Origin of the sequence: Mycobacterium sp. (genome assembly GCF_032162105.1) — a bacterium.
Classification (GTDB): Bacteria; Actinomycetota; Actinomycetes; order Mycobacteriales; family Mycobacteriaceae; genus Mycobacterium.
In genome coordinates, this window is record NZ_JAVRPS010000113.1 from 1 (window position 1) to 21621 (window position 21621).

The 21621-nt window shown below is 65.9% G+C and carries 23 protein-coding genes and 3 pseudogenes; 14 read left to right on the plus strand and 12 right to left on the minus strand.

From position 1 onward, the window contains the following. Positions 1 to 29: 29 nt before the first annotated feature. Positions 30 to 727, minus strand: a pseudogene (locus QOC69_RS05425) (DUF4194 domain-containing protein). Further along, complete coding sequence (locus QOC69_RS05430) at positions 724 to 2181, minus strand: DUF3375 family protein (protein WP_526437148.1); 1458 nt, start codon at positions 2179 to 2181, stop codon at positions 724 to 726. The pseudogene QOC69_RS05425 and the gene QOC69_RS05430 overlap by 4 nt, the downstream one beginning before the upstream one ends. 417 nt (positions 2182 to 2598) lie before the next feature. Here QOC69_RS05430 and QOC69_RS05435 point away from each other — a divergent pair, with 417 nt between their 5' ends. The 7 genes from QOC69_RS05435 (at position 2599) to QOC69_RS05465 (ending at position 7152) form a co-directional block, all read left to right on the plus strand. After that, positions 2599 to 3129 carry a DUF1097 family protein gene (locus QOC69_RS05435; RefSeq protein ID WP_526437150.1) on the plus strand — a complete coding sequence of 177 codons (531 nt, stop codon included), beginning with the start codon at positions 2599 to 2601 and terminating at the stop codon, positions 3127 to 3129. Beyond that, positions 3129 to 3866 carry a nitrile hydratase subunit beta gene (gene nthB / locus QOC69_RS05440; RefSeq protein ID WP_526437152.1) on the plus strand — a complete coding sequence of 246 codons (738 nt, stop codon included), beginning with the start codon at positions 3129 to 3131 and terminating at the stop codon, positions 3864 to 3866. The genes QOC69_RS05435 and nthB overlap by 1 nt, the downstream gene beginning before the upstream one ends. Then, entirely contained in the window at positions 3863 to 4483 is a 621-nt protein-coding gene (gene nthA, locus QOC69_RS05445; RefSeq protein WP_526437154.1) for a nitrile hydratase subunit alpha, read from the plus strand. Before nthB ends, nthA begins: the two co-directional genes overlap by 4 nt. Then, positions 4480 to 4800, plus strand: coding sequence for a nitrile hydratase accessory protein (locus QOC69_RS05450; RefSeq protein ID WP_526437156.1), 321 nt, complete (start codon positions 4480 to 4482; stop codon positions 4798 to 4800). The genes nthA and QOC69_RS05450 overlap by 4 nt, the downstream gene beginning before the upstream one ends. A gap of 55 nt (positions 4801 to 4855) precedes the next feature. Then, on the plus strand, positions 4856 to 5083 hold the full coding sequence (locus QOC69_RS05455) for a CbtB domain-containing protein (protein ID WP_526437158.1): 228 nt from the start codon (positions 4856 to 4858) through the stop codon (positions 5081 to 5083). 17 nt (positions 5084 to 5100) lie between these two features. Further along, complete coding sequence (locus tag QOC69_RS05460) at positions 5101 to 6018, plus strand: CbtA family protein (protein ID WP_526437160.1); 918 nt, start codon at positions 5101 to 5103, stop codon at positions 6016 to 6018. A 192-nt stretch (positions 6019 to 6210) separates the two neighbouring features. Next, on the plus strand, positions 6211 to 7152 hold the full coding sequence (locus QOC69_RS05465; protein ID WP_526437162.1) for a GlxA family transcriptional regulator: 942 nt from the start codon (positions 6211 to 6213) through the stop codon (positions 7150 to 7152). Between the two features lie 15 nt (positions 7153 to 7167). Here QOC69_RS05465 and QOC69_RS05470 read toward each other — a convergent pair whose 3' ends face one another. From QOC69_RS05470 to QOC69_RS05500, 7 genes and pseudogenes are all read right to left on the minus strand, one after another. Further along, a complete protein-coding gene (locus QOC69_RS05470) occupies positions 7168 to 8223 on the minus strand; it encodes a GlxA family transcriptional regulator (RefSeq protein WP_526437191.1) in 1056 nt (351 codons plus the stop codon). A 221-nt stretch (positions 8224 to 8444) separates the two neighbouring features. Next, positions 8445 to 8741: a hypothetical protein gene (locus QOC69_RS05475; protein WP_526437164.1), complete on the minus strand. Its 297-nt coding sequence runs from the start codon at positions 8739 to 8741 to the stop codon at positions 8445 to 8447. 16 nt (positions 8742 to 8757) lie between these two features. Then, positions 8758 to 9267, minus strand: a pseudogene (locus tag QOC69_RS05480) (cysteine hydrolase family protein); the annotation flags it as partial. Positions 9268 to 9305: 38 nt separating this feature from the next. Beyond that, positions 9306 to 9758: a cyanase gene (gene cynS / locus QOC69_RS05485; RefSeq protein WP_526437166.1), complete on the minus strand. Its 453-nt coding sequence runs from the start codon at positions 9756 to 9758 to the stop codon at positions 9306 to 9308. 79 nt (positions 9759 to 9837) lie between these two features. Beyond that, a complete protein-coding gene (locus tag QOC69_RS05490) occupies positions 9838 to 10998 on the minus strand; it encodes an NAD-dependent formate dehydrogenase (RefSeq protein WP_526437168.1) in 1161 nt (386 codons plus the stop codon). A gap of 38 nt (positions 10999 to 11036) precedes the next feature. Next, complete coding sequence (locus QOC69_RS05495; protein WP_526437170.1) at positions 11037 to 11192, minus strand: MFS transporter small subunit; 156 nt, start codon at positions 11190 to 11192, stop codon at positions 11037 to 11039. After that, entirely contained in the window at positions 11189 to 12595 is a 1407-nt protein-coding gene (locus QOC69_RS05500) for an OFA family MFS transporter (protein ID WP_526437172.1), read from the minus strand. Before QOC69_RS05500 ends, QOC69_RS05495 begins: the two co-directional genes overlap by 4 nt. A gap of 217 nt (positions 12596 to 12812) precedes the next feature. Here QOC69_RS05500 and QOC69_RS05505 point away from each other — a divergent pair, with 217 nt between their 5' ends. From QOC69_RS05505 to QOC69_RS05520, 4 genes and pseudogenes are all read left to right on the plus strand, one after another. Further along, positions 12813 to 13766 carry a LysR family transcriptional regulator gene (locus QOC69_RS05505; RefSeq protein ID WP_526437174.1) on the plus strand — a complete coding sequence of 318 codons (954 nt, stop codon included), beginning with the start codon at positions 12813 to 12815 and terminating at the stop codon, positions 13764 to 13766. Positions 13767 to 13769: 3 nt separating this feature from the next. Beyond that, a pseudogene (locus tag QOC69_RS05510) lies at positions 13770 to 13886 on the plus strand (M24 family metallopeptidase); the annotation flags it as partial. Positions 13887 to 14447: 561 nt separating this feature from the next. Beyond that, a complete protein-coding gene (locus QOC69_RS05515; protein ID WP_526437176.1) occupies positions 14448 to 14696 on the plus strand; it encodes a type II toxin-antitoxin system Phd/YefM family antitoxin in 249 nt (82 codons plus the stop codon). A gap of 1 nt (position 14697) precedes the next feature. Next, a complete protein-coding gene (locus tag QOC69_RS05520) occupies positions 14698 to 15093 on the plus strand; it encodes a type II toxin-antitoxin system VapC family toxin (RefSeq protein ID WP_526437178.1) in 396 nt (131 codons plus the stop codon). A 56-nt stretch (positions 15094 to 15149) separates the two neighbouring features. On the opposite strand, the gene QOC69_RS05525 is transcribed toward QOC69_RS05520, so the two are convergent. Together QOC69_RS05525 and QOC69_RS05530 are read right to left on the minus strand one after the other, a co-directional pair. After that, positions 15150 to 16886, minus strand: coding sequence for an MOSC domain-containing protein (locus QOC69_RS05525; RefSeq protein ID WP_526437180.1), 1737 nt, complete (start codon positions 16884 to 16886; stop codon positions 15150 to 15152). Positions 16887 to 16913: 27 nt separating this feature from the next. Next, a complete protein-coding gene (locus tag QOC69_RS05530; protein ID WP_526437182.1) occupies positions 16914 to 17885 on the minus strand; it encodes an NADPH:quinone oxidoreductase family protein in 972 nt (323 codons plus the stop codon). A gap of 54 nt (positions 17886 to 17939) precedes the next feature. On the opposite strand from QOC69_RS05530, the gene QOC69_RS05535 reads away from it, so the two are divergent. Further along, positions 17940 to 19034: an NAD(P)-dependent alcohol dehydrogenase gene (locus QOC69_RS05535; protein WP_526437184.1), complete on the plus strand. Its 1095-nt coding sequence runs from the start codon at positions 17940 to 17942 to the stop codon at positions 19032 to 19034. A 43-nt stretch (positions 19035 to 19077) separates the two neighbouring features. Next, positions 19078 to 20037, plus strand: coding sequence for an alpha/beta fold hydrolase (locus tag QOC69_RS05540; RefSeq protein ID WP_526437186.1), 960 nt, complete (start codon positions 19078 to 19080; stop codon positions 20035 to 20037). Here the strand turns inward: QOC69_RS05540 and QOC69_RS05545 are convergent. After that, positions 20027 to 21367, minus strand: coding sequence for a flavin monoamine oxidase family protein (locus QOC69_RS05545; protein ID WP_526437188.1), 1341 nt, complete (start codon positions 21365 to 21367; stop codon positions 20027 to 20029). The genes QOC69_RS05540 and QOC69_RS05545 overlap by 11 nt on opposite strands. A 72-nt stretch (positions 21368 to 21439) precedes the next feature. On the opposite strand from QOC69_RS05545, the gene QOC69_RS05550 reads away from it, so the two are divergent. Further along, the coding region (locus tag QOC69_RS05550; protein ID WP_526437193.1) for an NAD(P)-binding protein at positions 21440 to 21621 on the plus strand (182 nt) is incomplete at its 3' end.

Here is a 21621-nt window from a genome sequence, read left to right on the forward strand (position 1 = left end):
CTGCAAGCAGGCTTGCGCCCAATAACGTTTCAGTCAACTTCTGCCTCTTCTGCAGTGTCGTCTGCGGACTGCGGCGTTCCGCCGTTGAGCAGCTGTTCGAACTGCTGCTGGAGTTCGGTGATGACCGAGCGGTCATGATGGCGGTGATGACCGGGCTGATGGTGTAGCTGTCCTCGTCGTCGCGGGTCTTGCGCAGGATCTCCAGGCCGGCCAGCCGGGCGATGGCGGCGTCGATGCGAGCGGCGAAGCCGACGGCGTCGCGGTCTGTCTCGTTGAGCACGCCGGAGAACAGGCCGTGCATCTCCTCGCGGCTGATCAACACGCTCTGCCCGCCGGAGGCGCGCATCATCTGCGCGAGGTGCAGGGCGAGGATCGAGTCGTAAGTGCCGAGCGGCTCTCGGCGTAGAACCTTGATGCCCCTAGCTGATTCGTAGCGGGCCTGTTCAATGAACGCGACGTCGGTGCCATCGACGATGCGCAGCAGCAGGTCGAGTTCGGACAGCCGGATCGACAGCTCCTTGCGGTACTCGAGCACCCAGCTGTAGATGTCGGCGTCGGCCTCAGCGCTGATGTAGCGGCGGGTGAGGAGGTGCTGCAGGGCCCAGCAGGCGCGGTCGGGCAGTTCGGAGACGTCGCCGTCGAACCGCGGCCTGCGCTGAACGGGTGGGCGGGCTTGTTGATCGACTTGGGGCAGGGAGGAGAAGTCGATGTCGGCTTCGGTGGTCACGATGCGGCTCCGGCCAGTGTGGTGATGGGTTCCGTGAAAGTCAGTCGGGGGACGGCGATTTCGCGGTCCTGGCCGTCAAGCGAGCGGAAGCGAACGGTGGCTGATGCTGTGTTTTCGTCGGCGATGCGCGGTTGTGGTTGTTTGAGCGCCCAGGACCACAACACGATGACGTGACCGAGGTAGGCGCTGTCGAGCATGGCGACGGCGTCCGGCAGCGATACGGGCCCGTCGGTGATGGCGTGGTTCAGCATGTCCGACATGGCGGGCGCGTCGACCTGGGTGGTGAGGGCGGCGAAGCTGGTCAGGTCGACCTCGGTGTCGCCGTGCACGGCGGGCTTGGGATTGGACAGGTCGCCGATCTTGAAGCTAAGGGCGCCAACGGAACTGATGGCGTGGCGGGCTAGCGGGACGTCGATGTCGAGGCGGGAGTCGGTGAAGGAGGACTTCAGTAGGGCGCGGGCGGCGCCGATGGCCTCGTTGAGTTGGCGGGCGACGCCGCGGCTCTGCTCCATGGTGCCGAAGGCGGTGAAGCGTTTGACGCGTTGAGCGCAGCGCTGCTGGATGCGCTCGACTTCGTCGATCTGGTGGCCGACGAGTTCGAAGAAACCGGCCATGACCTTGCGTAGCGCGGGGTCGAGTGCGGGCAGGGCTTCGGCGACGGCGGCGACGTCGGCCTCGAACTCGGCGCGCTGGTCGGGGTCGTTGATCATGCGCAGGAAGGCGCGGTGGGAGTCACGGCCCTGGGAGTCCCAGGCGGTCTGGTAGTCGGTGTACATCTGGCGCTGGCGGTCGCGGTACTCGATGTTGCTGTCGATGGGCTCGTCGAGCGCGGAGGTGGCCTGCTCGATCATGGTTCCGTACTGGCCGATGTCGGTGATGAGGCGTTCCATCTGCAGGGCGATAGCGCGGGCCTCGTCGTAGCAGTCGGTGACGTCGGGCTGGGGGCGTTGGCCGGCGTCGAGTTCGTTGAGTTCTTCGTGCAGGGCGGCGATCTCGGCTTCGATGTGCTTGCGGATGCGGGCGGCGTCGTGATCCACCTTGACGGCGACTTGCTTGAGGCGCGCAGCGATGCCGGTAATGGAGCCGCCGGTGGCAATGGTGTCCTGGCGGCGCATTCCGCGAAGGAAGTCGAGAGCGCGGCGGGCGTCCTGGGTGAGGTAGCAGACGTTCTGGTCGTGGCGTTCGTCGACGATCCGGTGCAGCCAGCCCTGGCTGGCCCAGGACTTGATCAGCGCGAGGCCGGACTGGGCGTCGTCGAGATCCTCGAGGTCGCGTTCGAGCCGCACGACGAGCTCGGTCTCCGAGACGGCGCCGTCGCTGAGGTGGCGTTCCATGAGCGTCGCGTAGAGGCTGATGTTGGTGGTCGCGAGCAGGCGGATCGCGCGGGAGCCTTGCAGGTCGCGGTTGAGCTCGAGCAAGTCGACCGCGGACAACCCCGCGTTGTCGTCGTGCACGTGCGTTCCCCTATTCAGTGCGTTGGTCTGGAGGCCTCAACATAGGGCACGGCGACGACAAGTCCGCGGCGCGGAGGGGCCGTGTCGGCGGAGAATCGAGGCGTTCCCAAGGCATTGCGATGCCAGACGGACCGATGGGGTCAGTGTGATTGATGAGGCGCATGATGTGGTCAGCGGCCCCGGCTTCCTTCGGGAATCCCGGCTGAATCGATTCGACTATCCGACCGGCGTCTGGGTGCACTGCCGCGTGGTAGCGGCGAGTGTGGCTATTCCGGTCGTGTCCTGAATTGCGTCAAGGATGTCCTCTGCGGAAACGGCGGGAACGCCGCTGTTACCACCATGAAACAACTCCGCCCAAGACTGGCCCTGGCGAGAACGTGCTCCCGCAAAACGACATTCGCTGAGGAAGGTAGTTCAATGGATTCCCGGTCTGCTCTCACGGTGAGCATCGGCGTTCTCGGTGGTCTCGCCGTGGCGTTCACGGCGGAAGTCGTCACCGTGCCAATTTGGGTTGTATTCCTGGCGTGGGGGTCGTTTGTCTTCGTCGGTGGGGGCTTGTCCGGCTGGGTGCGTTCGGTGAGCTCGAATGTCGTCGGCGTGCTCATCGCCACAGCGAGTTTGTTCGCAGCGCATTTGCTGGGCGGAAGTCTTTTGGCCACGGCGATCGCCGTTGGTGTCGGCAGCGGACTGATGGTGCAGGTGTCCTGGGTTCCGCTGCTGTCCACCACGCCTGCAGTGGTGGTCGGTTTCGCATCTACGGTGTCGACGGTGGCGGGCCGAGGCCATGACGTCACCGTCACCACGATCTCCCACCCCGGACTGGTGGCCGCATGTGCTTGCGTCGTTGGGGCAACCTTCGGCATCGTTGCGGAGTACCTGGCAGGCGCAATGACCAGCAAAACGGCTCAGAACACCACCATCAGCTCAGCGGAAGGCAGCCCGGCGTAATGAAACTGCAGCACTATCTCGGCGGCCTCGAGGGTCTGCCGGAACCACTGAACCTCGAGAAGCGTGTCTTCGTCGAAGAGTGGGAGAAACGCATCTTTGGCATCCACGTCGCGATGATGGGACTGAGTAATCATCTGTCGTCGGCCCTGCCTGCTTACCCGATCGAGAAGGTGCCGACCACCTTCCACGACGAATGGACATGGGCGAGCCTGCGGACCGGCGCGGAGGCGATGAACCCGTTCGACTACTTCAAGTTTCGCTACTACGAGAAATGGCTGGGCGGAATCACCTCGTTCTTCGTCGAACAGGGCTACGTCACCGAAGAGGAACTCGCGGCCAAGGCATCCAGCGCCGTGCCGACGGAGTCGGATGCCGCCAGCGCCGCGATCGACGACCAGATCGAGCAGTACCTACGCAAAGGCGACAGCCCGCGACGCGATGTCGCCCACCCCCGATTCGCTCCGGGTGATCGGGTGCGTGTCACCGACGTGCCCGCGGCAGCGCACACCCGCGTGCCCGGTTATCTCCGGAGTCACGTCGGAACCGTGGAACGGGTCTGCGAGGGTGACTACGCATACTTCACCCATACCGGCGACGGGATCGGCGACCCGATGCCGATCTACATCGTCGAGTTCTCGCCAACCGAACTGTGGGGCGCGCGCGCCGAAGACACTCCCAACTCCATCTACGCCGAACTGTTCGAGGCGTACCTGCAACCAATCGAGGAGGACCAGTGAGTGATCAGTTCGCCTACCCGTCGGATCGGGAAGCGTCGAGTGCCGCCAAGGTCGCGGCGCTAGAAGCGCTACTCGTCGAGAAGGGCATCATCACCGGCCAGACCGTCGACAAGGTGCTCGCCTACTTCGAGTCCGAGATGACCCCGTTGAACGGCAAGAAGATCGTCGTCAAGGCATGGAAGGACCCGGAATTCGCCGCACGTGTCGTTGCCGACACACCGGCCGCCGTCGCCGAACTGGACCTGCCCGAGGGCATGGCCGGGGCCGAGGGGGAGCACCTGCAGGCGGTCGCCAACGCGCCTGGCGTGCACAACCTGGTCATCTGCACGTTGTGCTCGTGCTTCCCGTGGCCGGTGTTAGGCCTTCCACCATATTGGTACAAGGACCCGGTATTCCGCGCCAGGGCCGCGCGTGAGCCCCGAAAGGTGCTCGGCGAGATCGGCGTTGAGTTGCCGGATGACACCGAGATCAAGGTGTGGGACAGCAGCGGACACTCACGATGGTTCGTCATCCCCGAACGTCCAGCGGGCACTGAGGACTTCACCGACGAGATGCTGATGGACCTGGTGACCACGGAATCGATGATGGGCGTCGCACTGGCTGGACCCGCATCATGATGCTGCACGAGACCTGCACTACCGATCAGGCCGCGCCACAGTTCGACCATGAATGGCAACGGCGGGCATTCGGCTTGGCGCTCGCGCTGTCGGAGTTCGGCCACTACGACTGGAGCGACTTCCAGCAGAGCCTGATCACGACCATCGGCGACTGGGAGAACACCCCACCATCCGAGCGCGACCAGTGGGAGTACTACGACCACTGGGTCAGCGCCCTGGAGAAGGTCGTCGACGATCACGAGGTCCTCAACGCGCCACCACTGGACGATGGTGGGCACGCCGTTCACCCTGAAGACGACCACGACCACGACCACTAAGGCCGCGGCCCGGCGTCACCAATCCGCCACGTACTCAACCCTTTAGGAGCCCACGATGACGACTGCGTCACTACCCGCATCAGGACCGCGAGTTCAGGTTTCACCGGAAGCGATCTCTCGGGGCCGCCTGGTCGTGATGCTGTCCATCACCGTCTTCCTGGCCCTGCTGGCGTACTACTTCGTCGGCGTCGACGAGGGCATGACGTCGGTGTTCGGCAAGACGATGGTGGTCCACGAATGGGTCCACGATGCGCGCCACCTCCTCGGATTCCCCTGCCACTGAACACCAGGAGCACACTTGTGGAATTTCGCATCGTCCTTCGGGGCGCACTGGCCGGCGTGATCGCCGGCATCATCGGCTTCGTCTTCGCCAGGATCTTCGCCGAGCCGGTGATCAACCAGGCCATCGACTACGAATCCGGCCGCGACGATATCCTCGGCAAGCTCAACGAGGCCGCCGGCGGCATGCCAGGGATGGACGGCCCAGATATCTTCTCCCGCACCATCCAGTCCACGGTCGGCATCGCCACTGGCCTGCTTGCCTTCTCGGCGGCGATGGGTGCCCTGGTGGCGGTGGCTTACGTCGCGCTACACGGGCGGGTTCATGTCCGGCCGCGGAATCTCGTGTGGCTGATTTCCGCGTTCGGCTTCTTCGGGGTGTTCCTGCTGCCGTTCGTGAAGTACCCGACGAATCCACCGGCGATCGGGCACGAATTCACCATCGTCACGCGCGGGCACCTGTACCTGACGATGGTGGCGGGTTCACTGATTCTGCTCGGCCTGGCCGTCTATCTGTTCGGGGTCCTGAAGCGACGCTTCAGCACCCGTGCCGCGGCGGCGCTAACCACGGCTGCGTTCCTGATCGTGTTCGGGCTGCTGGTTGGGCTGCTGCCCTCACCGGGCGACCTGCACGCCAACGTCGAGGCGGCCCACCAATTCGGCTTCGCCCGCGCGGCGACCGAAACCCCACAACCGATCACCAACATCCTGCCCACACCACTGATCATCGACGGCCAGACCGTCGCCCCGGGTCAGATCGTCTACCCAGGCTTCGACCCCGACGTGCTGTGGAAGTTCCGCTGGTACTCGATCCTGAACCAGCTGCTCGTTTGGGGCTCCATCGCGCTCGTCTTCGGGTGGATGCTCGAGCGCTTCGTCGGCGTGCCGTCGGCACCCTCAGCGTACGAGACCCCTGTGCCGGTGACGGCGTCCGGATAAGCAGCTGCGACGCTCGGCGCATGTGTGGGGGCGAATGACGGTGTGCCCGCTGCGTAGTCGAGGCGTCGTGAGCGGATTTCGGTGTGGTTCACACCCAACGTGATGCGCCGGCCGCCGACGGTGACGGACAAGTATGGCGAAGATCCGGACATCGGCGCGCATCGCATGCGTGCCGTGCGCCACGCTAGCGAAATGAACCACACGGCCACCGCCAGACCACGCCGCATCGCGATGCTCGTGTTCGACGGTGTCCGGGCACTCGACGTCACCGGGCCACTGGAAGTGTTCGACGTAGCAAGGGCATTGCGTTGCAATTACTCCGTCGAAATCTACTCAACCGCGAATACCAACTCCGTGCGGTGCAGTTCGGGGTTAACCCTCAGCGCAACTCCCGTGTCAGCACTCGCGTCGGAGGAGATCGACACCCTCCTCGTCCCTGGCGGTGAGTGCCTGGTTGCCGACGATGTTCCTCATCACCTGAAGCGGGAGGTCCGCTCCCGTGCGGGGAGTGCTCGCCGGGTCGCCGCCATCTGCGCCGGGTCGTTCGCCTTGGCTGCAGCGGGTTTACTCGATGGCCGGCGCGCCACCACCCATTGGCGCTATCTCGAGGCGTTCGCCGCGCGCCATCCATCGACGCTCGTCGACCGCGAGTCGGTCTATACCCGCGACGGCGCCGTCTGGACATCCGCCGGGGTCGCGGCCGGGATCGACCTCGCGTTGGCTCTGGTCAGCGACGACTACGGTGCCGGTGTCGCCCAGGAGATCTCGAAGGACATGGTCATGCTGGGCAGACGGATGGAGGGACATCCGCAGATCTCCGTCGCCGCCAGGACACCCCGTCCCAAACATCCTGAGCTCGAGCGCTTGGTGGCAACCGTCAATGCCGAACCGGCGGGACACTATGAACTCGAACGCGTCGCGGCCCAACTAGGCATCAGCCCGAGGCACCTTGCCAGACTGTTCAAGGCGCAGGTCGGCGTGACACTCCGCCAGTACGTCCACGACGTCCGGTTGGAGAACGCCGTCGGCCTGGTCCTTGCGGGTGAGTCCTTCCACGCGGCGGCGCGGCGTAGCGGCCTCCGCAACGGTGCCCGGGTTCGCGACTGTCTCGCGGCTGTCCGCGTCCCGAGCTAGCCCGAGGTAGTCGAGCTAGCTCGGACCATGATCGATTCCCGTGGTGCGGAAGCGATTTCGATACGTGCCGGGTGAGACACCAAGATTGCGGCGAAAGGTACGTCGCATCGTGTCCGGGGTTCCGAACCCGGCTCTTCGCGCAACGACTTCCTGGCTCTGGTCTCCCGTGGCGAGGAGGACTTTCGCGGCCTCCAGACGTGCTTGTTCGACGAACCGGGCCGGTGTCATCCCGACCTGATCCCGAAACATACGTACCAGGTGCCGCTCGCTCACCGCCGCGCGAGCTGCCATGACCACGATGGAGTGGTCGGCGCCAGGATTGGATATGACGGAGTCCACGATCTCGCGGAGACCGCTCGTCGCCGGGAGTGCTGATTCAGCCCAGACGCTGAACTGAGCCTGCCCGCCAGGGCGCTGGAGGAAGACGACCATCCAGCGCGCCACGCGACGTGCCACGCTCGAGCCGTACTCACTCTCCACCAGCGCAAGCGCCAGATCGACGCCGGCACTGATTCCAGCGCCGGTGATGAACCGACCGTCCCTCACGAAGAGTGAGTCCGGGTCGACCATCACCTTGGGATAACTGCGAGCCAGTGCCTGGCAATGAGCCCAGTGCGTGGTCGCATGCCGACCGTCCAATAGTCCGAGGCGCGCCAGGATGAACGCTCCCGTGCATACGGAAGCCACTTTGCGAGCTCGCGGTGCGAGTTCGCGCACCATCTCCAGCGCCTCCGCTACGGCATCGGGTGTCTGCTCCTCTGGTATGTCGTGTTCGCCTGGGGTGAAGGTGAAGTCGGCCGGAACACCACCTGGTACCAGCAAAGTGTCAATTGAGACGGGCACCTCGGCGACGGACATGTCCACGTTGAGTTTCGTGAATGCCGTCGTAGCAACCGCTTCACCGGTCGGCGAGGCCAACAGCACCCTGTACCGCGCACCGAAGTCGTTCGCGCGGGCGAAAACCTCAAGCGGCGCTGCCACGTCCTGCAACGTCACTTTGTTGTACAGCGCGAAGACAACCGTTCTGGGTGCGTTTGCTCCCTGCGTTCCTTCTGGCTGGTTCGTCGCCACTGCCGTCAGCGGATTCAGTGCACTCTGGTGATGTCGGGAATCGTCGGCCATTTGTCCGTCATTGCCCCTCCGCTTGCTCGGCTCGGCGTACGAGACTCAAGCTCGCAGATCAACGTTGACCTGGGAAGAGACCGACTAATGTTGGGTCCTTTCGGGTTGCAGTAATTGTGGCAATTCATTCCGGACCGATGAAGTCCGCGCTAATGAGTGGCCCGTACAAGTTAGCGGGTTTCTGTTGCCCGAACGTTACGAACGCGCGCAACGCCCGATAGCTCGATGATAACGACGCGGCACTCCATGCCCTTCGGCGGCGTCGACCGAATGAACCACTGATCCCGAGGCCGCGCATTCGTGGTGTCGCTGCCGCTCGTCGCGATGACGTACGGATCGGTGATCATGACGTAGTCGAGGTCAAAGCCGACGATGGCGTCGGGATGCCCGTCGCGCATCCGCCCGAACGTGCTCAGCTGGACCTCGCGCTGGCGCAGAGTTCCGTAAGAAAACAGCAATTCGGTCACGCCGACAAGCCAATCGTCACCGCGGGCTCGTCGCCGATCTCGCCCCACCGAGCCGAAGGTTCACGGTCGCGGCGTCCGTCACCGTGACACCGATGAGGGCCAGGTCCTGTAGCCGCTCGTCGGTCACTTGGGACGTCGCGTCTTGCACCAGAACGGCTCGATAGTCGCGCTCTGAGGCGTCGAACAGCGTCGCTCGCGGGCAGTTCGGTAGGTTGCAACCCGCTACGACCACCGTGGTGACGTCACGATCACGCAGGTGTTGATCGAGTCCAGTGCGGTAGAACGCACTCCACCGGGGCTTGAACATTATGTGCTCTTGCGGGTTGACGTACTGAAAATGCGAGGCCCGCAGCAATTCTGGTTCCAACCGTACCCGCCGAGGAAGAAGCTCCGCCGGAATCTGCGAAACATCGGTCCCTGGCGCTGCCATGTGTTCGCCGGCGAGGATCTGCGCCCGACGGGGGAGGTCGACGTCATCGTCACCGGGCTCGTAGAAACGGACGACGCGCACGATCGGCCGACCCGCAGCCACTCACCGATGATCGCAGAGGCTGCGAGCCCACATCACCACTGGTAGGGCAGAAACTTGCCGTTGAAGGTCACGACGACTCGATCGCCTTGTGGGTCTTCTTGTTTCGCGAAGTCGACCGAGAAGTTGATCGCGCTCATGATTCCGTCCCCGAATTCCTCGTGGATCAGTTCCTTCAAAGCTTCCCCATACACGTCGAGCGCCTCGTGGAAGCGATAGACGGTGGGGTCGGTCGCCAGGCCATCGTCAGCGATCCGATAGGGCTGGCGCTGAAGCGCAGAGACGACGTCGACGTCGAGGCTGAGTCTCTCGCCAACTGCTTCAGCGGATTCTCTCGGCACCGGATGTTTTCCCAGGAGTGCCGCGACCGTCCATACGAGGGGCTTGTCGATGTAGTCGGCCAGTTCCCGCCAGGTCAGCCCCTTCGTCAGGCGTGCTTCGTTGAGGATCTGTCCGGCTTCTACTTTGTCGATCGGTGTGCGGGACATACGTCTCCTTGGGGTATTGGGCGGAACACTGAAACGCGTACCCCGCCGGTCCGCGGGCCGGCCGGGTACGCGCCAACCGCTAGGTCTTTGCGGTGTAAGAGCGTGCGCCAGTGCCGGCCAGTGCACCTCCGTCGACGATGAGGTACTCATCGCGGATCGGAGTTCCCCCGAAGTAGCTCTCCAGAATCTCCCGGGTCCCGGCGGCGTAGCGGGCTTGGGCCGACAGCGACGACCCCGAGATGTGGGGAGTCATGCCCTGATGCGGCATGGTCCGCCACGGGTGATCCGCTGGCGCGGGCTGTGGATACCAGACGTCACCCGCGTATCCCGCGAGCTGACCGCTCTCGAGCGCACGGACCACGGCGTCACGGTCGACGATGAGACCCCTGGCGGTGTTGATGAGATAGGCACCGCGCTTCATCGTCGAGATCAACTGGTCGTCGAACAGTCCCCGCGTCTCGGGGTGCAGCGGTGCGTTGATCGTCACCACGTCGAGGTGCGGGACCATCTCCTGCACCGACTCGTGGTGAGTCAGGTTCAGTTCGGCTTCGACCTCGGCGGGCAGCCGGTACTTGTCGTAGTAGTGCAATCCGACATCGAAGGGCGCGAGCCTACGCAGGACGGCCAAGCCGATCCGCCCGGAAGCCACGGTGCCGACTTGCATGCCTTCGAGGTCATAGGAGCGCTCCACGCAATCGGCGATGTTCCAACCGCCATCGAGCACCCATTGATGGGATGGAATGTAATTGCGGACCTGGGACAGGATCATCATCACGACGTGCTCGGCGACGCTGATGCTGTTGCAGAAGGTTACTTCGGCGACCGTGATTCCCGCGTCGATGGCCGCGTCGAGATCCACGTGGTCCGAACCGATGCCTGCGGTGACGGCGAGCTTCAGCTTGGGCGCCTTGGCGATTCGCTCGGCGGTTAGGTAGGCGGGCCAGAACGGCTGCGAGATGACGATCTCCGCGTCGGCCAGGTGCTGGTCGAAGACCGAGTTCTCGCCTTCCTTGTCCGAGGTGACGATCAGCTCGTGACCGAGGCCCTCCAGGTACTTACGCAGCCCGAGCTCGCCGGAGACGCTGCCGAGCAACTCACCCGGCGTGAAGTCGATCGCCGACGGCGTCGGCAGCGTCTGTCCGTCGGGGTACCGCTCCAATTTCGGCAACCCGTCACGCGCATAGGTCTTGGGGTAACCATCAACCGGATCGTCGTAGAGTACGCACACGATTTTGGCCATGAGTGTCCATTCCTTAACTCGTTGTGGTGATTTCGGGGTCAGCCGGAAAACAGCGCGGGGATCTTCGCGACCAGCTGAACGAGTCCGTAGCAGAACGGCACACCCACCCAGATCCAGCCGATCGTGCCGAGTACCAGGTTTCGCGATGAGGATCCCGACGCGGGAGCTTCTGCTGCTGAACGTGTCTGGTTCACGATGCCCTCCTGGACGCCATGGAGTCGGCGGCAACTGCAGCCGTCGAGCGGGCCCGCTCATCGTTCGGCGGTCTCGGAGTCCTGATCATCTCGTTGCAGACGACCGCCACCAGCAGCAGCACGATCATGATGGTGAAGGACAGTTGGTAACGGTCAGGTCCCACGACTCCGGCGGCGATCTGGTGGTCGGCGATCGCATTCACGATGAGTGGTCCGAGCACGCCTGCGGTGGACCAGGCCGTGAGCAAGCGGCCGTGAATCGCACCGACCTCCTTGTAGCCGAACAGGTCTCGCAGGTAGGCCGGAACGGTGGCGAATCCAGCACCGTAGAACGACAGAATGAGGATGCACGCGACGAGGAACAACGGCTTGCTGGTATCGGCGACGAGGATCAACGCCAGATACAGCAACGCGCCCACTCCGAGGTAGAGGCGATACATGTTCTTGCGCCCGAAGACGTCCGACAGCGAGGACCACAGGATGCGGCCGAGGGAGTTCGCGAGCGACAGAACTGCGACGAAGCCCGCCGCCGCGGCCGTCAGTGCTGCAGGAGAGGTCGCGTCGGGAAAGTAGTCGGCGTAGATCGGTGCGGCGCGTTCAAGGACACCGATGCCGGCAGTGACGTTGAAGCACAACACAACCCACAGGAACCAGAACTGCGGAGTTCGGAGCGCCTGAGCGGCGGTCCGGTCCGGACCCGCGGGCCGGTACCGCGGTGCGACAGAGTCCGCTGCGAGGCTGGAGGGTCGCCAGCCTGGGGGCGGAAGCCTGATCAGCAGGACGCCCAACGTCATGAAGACGGCGTAGACGACGCCCATGGTCAGAAAGGTCTGCGCGAGCCCGGCCCGGTCGGTGCCGAACCACAACATCAGCTGCGACGACCACGGCGAGGCGATCAGCGCGCCGCCGCCGAACCCCATGATGGCGAACCCGGTAGCCATCCCCGGCCGATCGGGAAACCACTTCAGCAGAGTCGACACCGGAGAGATGTATCCGATGCCAAGACCGATACCGCCAACGATTCCATATCCGACGATGATCAGCCACATCTGGCCGGCGGCCGCAGCCACTGCGGAGATCACCAATCCGCTGCAGAAGCAGGTTGCCGACACCGCCATCGCCCAGCGAGGACCCCGGCGTTCAACCGTGGTACCGAACAGTGCCGCAGCAAGCCCGAGCATCACGATCCCGAAGGTGAAGGGCAGCGCACTGACCACACCGGATACGCCGAGCGTCTTGTGAAGCGGAAGCTTGAAGACACTCCATGAATAGACGCTGCCAATCGCCAGGTGAATCGATAGTGCCGCCGGCGGCACCAGCCACCGACTCCACCCTGGCGAAGCGACGATGCGGTCGGCGCGAAGGAAACCTGGTGCGGCGGCGATGGACAACGTTTCTGTCACTTCCTAACCCATTGAGCAGCACTGCTCGTGGACCCGTACCTGACATAGGCGACGGGAGCGGGGCACCAGCACCTGACTCGCTGCGGGTGGTTGAGGTTCTCGACGGTCGACCGTAATGGACGGTAACGCGACCGATCACGGGCAACAAGGTCTTCCTGATCGGTATCTGACATGCTTCGATAGATGAGATCTATCGACACCGGCGCTCGGGGTGGTTATGCACAGTGAAGTGCTCATTCAGCAACTTGAGTATCTGGCCGCGTTGGCTCGTGAGCGGCACTTCGGCCGCGCCGCCACGGTCTGCAATGTCAGTCAACCGACACTATCGGTGGCAATCCGGCGTCTCGAGCGCGAACTGGGTGTCGTGATCGTCCTGCGCGGTCACCGATTCGAAGGATTCACCGACGAAGGCAGCAGGGTGGTTACCTGGGCGCACCGCATCCTCGCCGAGCGCGACGAACTGCTGGCCGACGTGGAACGCATGCGAGGACGACTCAGCGCGATGGCACGAGTCGGCGCGATTCCGACGTCGGTGCCCGCAAGCCCGCTACTGACCGCTCGATTCCTGCGCAGCAATCCAGCCGCCACCATACGGATCGAGGCCACCTCGTCGCGTGAGATCGCAGTGCGCCTTGCGGATTTCGAGATCGACGCCGGACTGACCTACCTCGACGACGAAACGCCGCCCGGCACCAGACGATTCGAGCTCTATCGGGAGCGTTATGTCCTGCTCGCGCCCGCCGCGCACCCGATCATGGCAGAGGGCGAGGTTCGGTGGTCGGACGCCGCCAAGTTGCCGCTCTGTGCGTTGACACCGGCCATGCGGAACCGCCGGATCATCGACGGCAACATGGCCGCCGACGGCGCACGGTTCCATCCCGTCGTGGAGGCCGACACCGTGGGGGGTCTGTTCGCCCATCTCGCCGGCTTGGAGGTGGCGACGGTGGCGTCGCACACCTGGCTTCACGCCTTCGGCGTGCCGCGTGGGTTGGCCGCTCGCCCCATGGTGCAAAACGGGGAAGGCCCTTCGGTCGGTTTGATAGTCCTCGATCGTGAACCGAACTCCATCGTGGCCGAGGCGCTCGTATCGGCGGCCACTGACGTGGACTTCGCCGGTGTCCTGCAGTCCGCGCTCGACACCTGGCTGGCCGTTTCCAATCCAGCCGGGTAGAAGATCGCGGGCGAGGAGATCGATTCCTACATCGCACCGGGCTCGAAGCGCCCGATGCGACGAAAAGACCGTTCCGGCAGGGAGTGTCATTGGATCCTCGAAGTGCACCTCGTCGACTGAGATCGCCGCTACGGCGGCTTCCACGAGGAACTGCTCGACATCCCCGACCGGAACGTCGGCTCAGCTCCGCAGAAGCCTGAGAACCGTCTCTCGGGTGAGTGGCGCGAGTTCGATGTCGCCCGGCGTCGCCGGGTCGACCCACGCGACCTCGTCGATTTCGGCTGTGACCTTGCCACCCGGCTGCCCAGGTTCGTTCGTAGCATGAGCGACGTGCCGCCCGAGGGCACGTGTCGCCGAGGAAGCGACGGCAACACCGTTCTTCGGCGATCTCGCGGTGTAATGCTTCGACGGCGGTTTCACCGGGCATGACCGGCCGGGAGTCCATGTCCGCCACGGCCGTTGAGTGTAGCTGGCGTCGGGTGAGAGGTCGGCGCCGCCGCCAGATGGCTCTCAATCTGTTGCGCGACAAGTAGACCAATCGCGAGCAGGTTTGTCGTGTCCACACACCGCATTCAGGCGATGGATCCACCGTCGACCGTGGCGCGAACACGTCGGCCGGCGCAGGTTCTGCGCGACGCGAAGAAGCGTAGCTCGTTGTAGCACATCTTGCTACAATCAGGCATGGCCAAGACCATCGCGCAGCGTGAGCTACGCAATGACAACGCCCGGGTGATCGACGCCGTCACCGCGGGCGAAACTTTCGTCGTCACCCGCAACGGCGAACCGGTGGCCGAGCTACGCCCGATTCGAGCCGGTCGTCGCACGTTCATCTCCCGCGATGAAGTCGCGGCGCTGGCGGCAGCGGGCGTGCGAATCGACCATCGTCGGTTCCGCGCCGATCTCGACCGGGTGATCGACCAAGGACTTTGAGGTGACGTCCGGCCTTCTCGACACGTCCGTCGTCATCGACTGGCACGATTCGGTCGTCCTCGCCGCGCTGCCCGACGAGATGGCGATATCCGCGATCACCGTGGCCGAGTTGGCGGCCGGACCACACCTCGCCGACGACGCGATGGAAGCCGCGAAGCGGCAGGCTCGGCTGCAGGAAGTCGAGTCAACGCTGGAGCCCATCCAATTCGATGGAGCCGCCGCACGGAGCTACGGACTGATCGTCGCCGCCGTCGTCCGCCAAGGCAGGACCCCGCAGAGCCGATTCGCAGACCTGCTGATCGCCGCGACGGCCCACGCCAATCAGCTCGATCTCTACACGCGAAACGGCGTTGACTTCAGCGGTCTGGACACACTCGTCCGCGTCATCGCCATCTGACGAGCAGTCCCGTCCAGTGGGCCGGTCGCCCCAACGTGCGTCACAGATCTCGATTCCTACAGGTCGAGGACGAGATCGCCACCCGGGGCGGCGCAGCAGATGAGCACCGTGTCGCTCGGCGGTTGGTCCAATGGCGTCTGGATGTAGGTCGCGGCGCCGGCCACGACTCCGGTCAGGCAGGTGTGGCAGACGCCGCTTCGGCACGAGTACCGGGTCGGAACGTCGCAGGCTTCGGCCAGTTCCAGGAGGCTGCGGTAGTCCGGTGACCAGTTGGCGGTGAGTCCGCTGCGGGAGAACGTGACCTGCGACCCCATCGTGGGCATGCCAGGCGGTCGGTGCGGGCGTGTGGCGGTCGGGGCGTCCACGACGCCGGGGTTGATGGCAGACAGGGCGCCGAAGGACTCGGTGTGGATCCGCCCTGGGTCGATCACGACAGCGGCGAGGGCAGCCCGCATTCCCTCCATGAATGTGTTTGGACCGCATAGGTATACGGCGGCGTCGGTGGGCAGGCCTAACGCCGCTATCGACGCCGCGGTGAGGCGCTCGGTTCGGTGGCCCGGTCCCGGTGTGCTCTCGGCCGTGTAGAAGATGTGTTGCTGCGCATGGGGTAGTGCTTCAATCAACCGGGTGACTTCGGCGGCGAACGCGTGAGACTCCCGGTCGTGTGTCGTGTGCACCCAACAGATCTGGCGTTGGCTATCCGACGCAGCGAGTGCGTGAAGCATGGCGAGCACGGGCGTGGCGCCGACGCCCGCCGACACCAGCACGACGGGGTTGCTGTCGTCGGTGAGGCAGAAGTCTCCGCGTGGTGCGGCGGCATCCAGCGTCGATCCGGCACGGATGTGGGTGTGCAGCCATCGGCTCACCTGACCGTGCTCCTCCCGCTTGACGCTGATGCGGTAGGTACCGGCACTGGGGTCGCCGGACAGTGAGTAGCTGCGCAGCGGTGCCGGGTCGCCGGCGTCTGGGATCTTGACGGTCAGATACTGACCCGGTCTCGGTGCAGGCAGTGCGGTGCCGTAGGTGGCCTCCAAGCCGAGGGACATGATCGTGGAGCTTTCCCGGTGGATCGCGCTGACCCGTAGCCGGCGAAATCCGGCCCACGCCGGCTCCAGCGCCTTAGGCGATGTCGTCGCCGGCTCCGAACCGCCCTGCGCACTGAGCATGTCACGAAAGGACTGCTGCCATCCGGGGCTCAACGCAGGCAGGTCGACGGCCTGCCGGAGCTGCCCGATGTCCCGGTCGGGCAGATAGAGCAGCGCGTCGACGTCGGCGATCGAGAGTTCGTGGCTGCCGCGGCGGGTCAGTTCGATGGGATCGCCCGCCTTGACGCGCCCTTCACGGAGGACTCGCATGTAGAAGCCGGGACGATGGTGGGCGACCAACAGGTTGGGCATGTCCGGCTCACCCAGGCGCATGCCGACGCGAAAGCAGGTGACGCGCGGCTGGGTCACCTCGAACTCGGCCCCGCCGATGCGGTAGCGGTCACCGACGCATACCTCGTCGTCCCCGAGTCCGGCGACGGTGAAGTTCTCTCCGAAGTGGCCCGGCACTAGGTCGTCCCGTCCGAGGTAACGGCGCCAATGGTCATAGGAGTCGGTCTGATAGACCAGCACGGCGCGCTGTTCGCCGCCGTGCCCGGCGAGATCACCCTGGCCGTCGCCGTCGAGGTTGAGCCGGCGCACCAGCACCGCTCCCTCGACGGGCGTCTTCAGCACTCCGGTGAAGACGGTCTTGCCTTGCCATGGCGTGTTTTTCGGTTTACCGACGTTCACCGACACCAGTATCGCCACCTGCGGCCCCCTTCCGACGGCGTCGGGTCAACGCAGCGTGACGACGACCTTGCCCTTGGCCGTGCGCTCTTCGAGCGAGGCGATGGCCTCGGCGGCGCGCTCCAGGGGATAGACGACTGGCTGCGGGGCGGTCACGACTCCCGACGCCAGCAGCGGCTCCAAGTCCGCCCACTGCTCGATCAGATAGCCGGGATGCGTTGCGGCCCAGGCACCCCAGCCGACGCCGACCGCGTCGACGTTGTTGAGCAGCAGCCGGTTGACCTTGACCGTGGGGATCTCGCCGCCGGTGAAACCGACCACCAGCAATCTGCCTCCGGGGGCCAGCGAGCGCAGCGAATCGGTGAACCGGTCACCGCCGACCGGGTCGACGACGACGTCCACCCCGCGCCCGTCGGTGAGCCCCTTGACCGCGTCCTTGAATCCGTCGGCAAGCACCACGTCGGTGGCGCCCGCCGCCCGCGCGACCTCGGCCTTGTCCTCGGTGCTGACGACAGCGATGGTTCGCGACGCGCCGAAGGCCGTGGCCAGCCGGAGCGTCGAGGTGCCGATGCCCCCGGCGGCGCCGTGCACCAACACCGATTCGCCCGGCGCGAGCCTGCCGCGGGTTCGCAAGGCGCAGTGCACGGTGAGGTCGTTGAACAGGATGCCCGCGCCCGCCTCGAACGACACCACGTCGGGTAGCTTGAACACCCGATCCGCGGGTACCGCAACGACTTCGGCCATCGCACCGTTCAGCATCGTCAACGCGGCAACCCGGTCACCCGCTGTCACGTGGGCACCCGCAGGCGCGCTGCGCACCACACCGGCGAGCTCGGCACCCGGCACGTACGGCAGCTCGGGACGGTGCTGGTAGAGGCCACGCGTCTGCAGGGCGTCGGGAAATGCGACACCGGCCGCGTACACGTCGATCAGCACCGCGTCGGTGTCGGTCGGTTCGTCGATCTCGACTACCTCGGCGGCGCCGGGACCGTCGAGCCGGGCTATCTGTATCGCGCGCATTCTGGGCCTTCCCCCGGCCTGTTGCGGCCGACCGGCACCATTTAACATCCCGAGGTGATCGACGCACGCGCCGCCGTCCTGCACGACGTGGGTAGCGACCCGCACCTCACCGACGTCACGATCCGGCCTCCGGTCGACGACGAGGTGCTGGTGCGCATCGAAGCCGTCGGCATCTGCCACACCGACGTCAGCGTCGCTGCCAGGTGGTCCGCCAAGCGGCTGCCGATGGTGTTCGGGCACGAGGGCGTCGGCACGGTCGTCTCCGCCGGGCCACGGGCGATCGCGGGGGAGGGCCAGCAGGTGGTGCTGACCTTCGCGAGCTGCGGCCGGTGCGCCAGTTGCATCGATGGCAGGCCTGCCTACTGCGACCGGTCGACCGATCTGAACATGCGCGGAGATCGCCGTGACGAGGACAGCGCCCTGCGTCTGGACGGCAGACCCGTCACCGGAGGATTCTTCGGCCAGTCCAGCTTCGCCACCCACGCCCTGGCCCGGCCCGCGAACACCGTGGTCCTGACCGAGCCGCTCGCCCCGCAGCTGGCGGCCCCGCTCGCCTGCAGCGTGCAGACCGGGGTCGGTACGGTCTTCAACGCACTGTCGGCGGGGGCGGATGACGCGCTGGTCGTCTTCGGTGCAGGCGCGGTGGGTCTGTCTGCGGTGATGGGCGCGCACATCGCGGGCTGCCGCGCGATCGTCGCGGTCGACCCGGTGCCCGAGCGGCGGGCACTGGCCACCGAGCTGGGCGCCACCGCGACCGTCGACCCCACGACAGTGGACGCGGCGGCGGCGATCGGCGATCTCACCGGGGGAGGACCGACCCTCGCGGTAGACACCACGGCGCTTCCCTCGGTCATCGCGACGGCGCTGACGGTGTTGCGGTCGTGCGGGACGCTGGCGCTCGTCGGGCTCGGCGCGCTGAGCTCGGAGTTGCCCGTCGGCCTGATCTTGGGGAAGGGACTGCGGGTGCGGGGTGTCGTCGAGGGCGACAGCGACCCGCACACCTTCATTCCGCGCTTGGCTGAGCTGTGCCGGAGCGGCGACCTGCCCGTCGACAAGCTCGTCACCACGTTCGATCTGACTGCCTTCGACGAAGCCTGGGCGGCCGCCAAGGCGGGCCAGGTGATCAAGCCCGTGCTTTTGACCGGATAAACTGCTCGTCCCGGCAGCGTTGCCGGTACCGATCGGAGCAACCGTGACCAGTCAATTGAGGCGTTATGCCCCGGCCGAGGCCCTGACGCGCGGGCGCGTCGTCGACGTCCGTTCCTCGGACGGCACCCGGTTGCATACCGAGGTCTTCGGACCCGAAGACGGCTACCCGATCGTGCTGGCCCACGGCATCACCTGCGCGATCCGCGTCTGGGCCAACCAGATCGCCGACCTCTCCACCGACTACCGGGTCATCGCCTTCGACCACCGCGGCCACGGGCGCAGCGGCGTCCCGCCCCTTCGGGGGAACCGCAGCAACTACGGCCTGGATTTCCTGGCGGCCGACCTGGACGCCGTACTGGACGCCACCTTGGCCCACGGCGAGCGCGCCGTCATCGCAGGGCACTCGATGGGTGGCATCGCGATCACGTCGTGGGCGCAGCGCTACCCGCAGCGGGTTTCGCGGTGCGCCGACGCCGTCGCCCTGATCAACACCACGACGGGCCACCTGTTGCGCGACGTGCAGTTCCTGCCCGTGCCGCGCCCTCTGTCCGGTAGTCGGGTGGCGGCCGCGGGGATCCTGCTCAAGCGACTCGGTGCGGCGCCCCTGCTGCCCGGCTCGATCCAGCAGAGCCGGCGATTCGTCGCCGCACTGGCGGTCGGGCGCGACGCCGACCCCGCGATCGCGGACTTCGTGTTCGAACTCTTCGCGACCACCCCGCCGGCCGGACGCGGCGGCTGGGCCCGCGCGCTGGTCGACTCGCTCGGTCCCAAGCACATCGCCTTGGCCAACCTCACCGTGCCAACGCTCGTCATCGGTAGCCGCGGTGATCGCCTTCTGCCCATCGGCGCGTCCCGCCGAATCGCCGAGCACGCACCGAATCTCGCCTCGTTCGTCGAACTGTCCGGCGGCCACTGCTCGAATCTGGAGCGCCCCGACGAGGTCAACCAGCACCTGCGTGCGCTGGTCGAGTCGGTGCGCGTCGAGCGGCGGATCAGCTCCTAGCGGCCAGGTAGGCGTCGACCTCGGCCGCCGCCCGCTGCCCCGACCGCACGGCGCCGTCGAGGAACCCGGTCCACTGGTCGGCCGTCTCGGTGCCCGCCCAGAAGATGCCGTCGACCGGTTTGCGCAGCCACTGCCCGTAGTTCGTCCATGATCCGGGCGGGACGGCGGCGGTGGGGCCGCCTGGCGCGAATCGTTCTGTGCCCCAACAGTGGTCGACGTAGTCGATCGGGCGCAGCGCCGCGTCGCCGAACAGGGCCGCGAAACATCCCAACGCGGCGTCGCGCCTGGCCTCGGCGGGCAGCGGGTCGAACGTGCGGGCATCGGTGAAGCCCAGCAGTATGCCAGGGCCTCCGTCGCTGGGGCTGAGGTCGAACGTGATGAACACCTGCCCGTCGTCGGACAGCGCCTCACCCGAGCGGCCGTCGGCGCGCCAGAATGGGGTGTCGTAGGCGGCGTACGCCTTGCTGAGGTTGCCCTGCGGCCAATGCCCGGCCAACTGCGAATACCCCTCCGGCAGAGCGGGTTCGAACGCGATGCCGCGGCGGTGCGCGGGTGGGATCGCCACGACCACCGCCTTGGCGGACGTCACGCCGGTCGTCGAATGCACGGCGACGCCGTCGGCGGTGCGCTCGATGCGTTCCACCACCGAATCCAGCGCCACACGATCGCCGAGTTCGTCGGCCATCCGCAGCGCGATCTGCTGGGTGCCTGCCGGGAAGCGGTCCTGCTGGGCACCACCCTCGACGTCGAGCATGAGCCCGATACCCCCGGCCGCCTTGACGTAGCGCACGGCGTGCAGCAGCGATACCTCGTTGGGTTCGCAGCCCCACGTCACCCGCGACATGATCGCCATCAGATCCCGCGTCGACGCCCCGGCGTGCACGGAGCGCAGCCACCTCTCGAGGGACTGGTTGTCCACTCGGGGCGCGATCGTCGGCGTCCACGGATCCACCAGTGGAATCAGGCGTTCCAGCCGATCGAACCGCCACTGGATGCGCGACACGTCGAGCAGTTCGAGGATCGACAGCCGGGGGATCGTGCTGCGGTACGAGCGCACCTTGCCGCGCCAGCGGATCAGGTTCTTGCCGCGGTTGTAGGTGGGCACGGTCTCGCAGCCCAGTGCCGCGGCGAGCTTGAGCACCTCCGTCTGGGTGGGCCCGACGAACGTCGCGCCGAGATCCACCGGGACGTCGGCGATCGTCGTCGTGTACGACCGCCCGCCGACCCTGTCGCGGCCCTCCAACACCACTACGTCGTGTCCCAGCCTGGTCAACGTGCGTGCGGTCGACAGTCCGGCGAAGCCCGCTCCCACCACTACGACGTCGGTCATCGCTCCAGTCTGGCGATTGCCGTGCGTTCGCGTGCCCAGATCGTTGACGTAGCAGGTACCCGAGCACCTAGGCTGGCGGTACGCAGCGGGACCACGACGAGGAGGTTCTTCATGGATGCGAACGAGGCCGTCGAAGTATCCGACGTGATCATCATCGGCGCAGGCATCTCCGGCATCGGTGCGGCCTACCGCATCAACGAGAAGAACCCCGAGCTCACCTACACCGTGTTGGAGCGCAGGGAGCGGATCGGCGG

What these genes read in the sequence shown, in the direction of transcription:
- QOC69_RS05515 (WP_526437176.1), top strand. Translation starts at nt 14,448, where the DNA reads ATGGCCAAGACCATCGCGCAGCGTGAGCTACGCAATGACAACGCCCGG.
- QOC69_RS05545 (WP_526437188.1), bottom strand. Translation starts at nt 21,367, where the DNA reads ATGACCGACGTCGTAGTGGTGGGAGCGGGCTTCGCCGGACTGTCGACC.
- cynS (WP_526437166.1), bottom strand. Translation starts at nt 9,758, where the DNA reads ATGTCCCGCACACCGATCGACAAAGTAGAAGCCGGACAGATCCTCAAC.
- nthB (WP_526437152.1), top strand. Translation starts at nt 3,129, where the DNA reads ATGAAACTGCAGCACTATCTCGGCGGCCTCGAGGGTCTGCCGGAACCA.
- QOC69_RS05450 (WP_526437156.1), top strand. Translation starts at nt 4,480, where the DNA reads ATGATGCTGCACGAGACCTGCACTACCGATCAGGCCGCGCCACAGTTC.
- QOC69_RS05465 (WP_526437162.1), top strand. Translation starts at nt 6,211, where the DNA reads ATGAACCACACGGCCACCGCCAGACCACGCCGCATCGCGATGCTCGTG.
- QOC69_RS05530 (WP_526437182.1), bottom strand. Translation starts at nt 17,885, where the DNA reads ATGCGCGCGATACAGATAGCCCGGCTCGACGGTCCCGGCGCCGCCGAG.
- QOC69_RS05490 (WP_526437168.1), bottom strand. Translation starts at nt 10,998, where the DNA reads ATGGCCAAAATCGTGTGCGTACTCTACGACGATCCGGTTGATGGTTAC.
- QOC69_RS05455 (WP_526437158.1), top strand. Translation starts at nt 4,856, where the DNA reads ATGACGACTGCGTCACTACCCGCATCAGGACCGCGAGTTCAGGTTTCA.
- QOC69_RS05435 (WP_526437150.1), top strand. Translation starts at nt 2,599, where the DNA reads ATGGATTCCCGGTCTGCTCTCACGGTGAGCATCGGCGTTCTCGGTGGT.
- QOC69_RS05505 (WP_526437174.1), top strand. Translation starts at nt 12,813, where the DNA reads ATGCACAGTGAAGTGCTCATTCAGCAACTTGAGTATCTGGCCGCGTTG.